The organism is Pantoea sp. Pa-EAmG (assembly GCF_030024295.1).
Taxonomy (GTDB): Bacteria; Pseudomonadota; Gammaproteobacteria; order Enterobacterales; family Enterobacteriaceae; genus Pantoea; species Pantoea dispersa.
Genome location: NZ_JASEWO010000412.1, coordinates 1 through 602, shown reverse-complemented (window position 1 = coordinate 602; position 602 = coordinate 1). Strand labels below are relative to the sequence as shown.

The following is a 602-nucleotide window of genomic DNA, read 5'->3' as shown; positions in this document are numbered from 1 at the left end:
AAATGACCACGTCATTCACTGCGGTGCATGACGTGGCGCGTTTTGGTGCGGAAGTCATGCGCGCCTCCCCACGTCAGGCTGACTTTATGGTGATCGCCGGTACGCCGTTTACCAAAATGGCGCCGGTTATTCAGCGTTTGTATGACCAGATGCTGGAACCGAAATGGGTGATCTCCATGGGTGCTTGTGCAAACTCGGGCGGCATGTACGACATCTATTCTGTGGTGCAAGGCGTGGATAAATTCCTGCCGGTCGACGTGTATATTCCGGGCTGCCCACCGCGTCCTGAAGCATACATGCAGGCGCTGCTGCTGCTGCGTGAGTCCATCGGTAAAGAGCGCCGTCCACTGTCGTGGGTGGTGGGTGATCAGGGCGTTTATCGCGCCAATATGCAGCCAGAGCGTGAGAGAAAACGCGGCGAGCGTATTGCCGTCACTAACCTGAGAACGCCAGACGAAGTCTAAGCTTCCCGTACACGGATGGCACAACGGCCGCAGCAGAACATCACAATTTAATGCGCGCCGCCATCCTGACGCCTTCTTTTAGCGCCTGATTACAGGCCGGAATGGTGAGTAACGTATGACAGATTTAACCACGCAAGA

General features: G+C 55.6%; 1 protein-coding gene. It reads left to right on the top strand.

All coding sequences use genetic code 11. The features are described 5' to 3' along the window. Positions 1-464: NADH-quinone oxidoreductase subunit NuoB (gene nuoB / locus QMM04_RS22975; RefSeq protein WP_282997203.1), on the top strand; the 464-nt coding region annotated here is incomplete at its 5' end. Between the last annotated feature and the right edge of the window lie 138 nt (positions 465-602).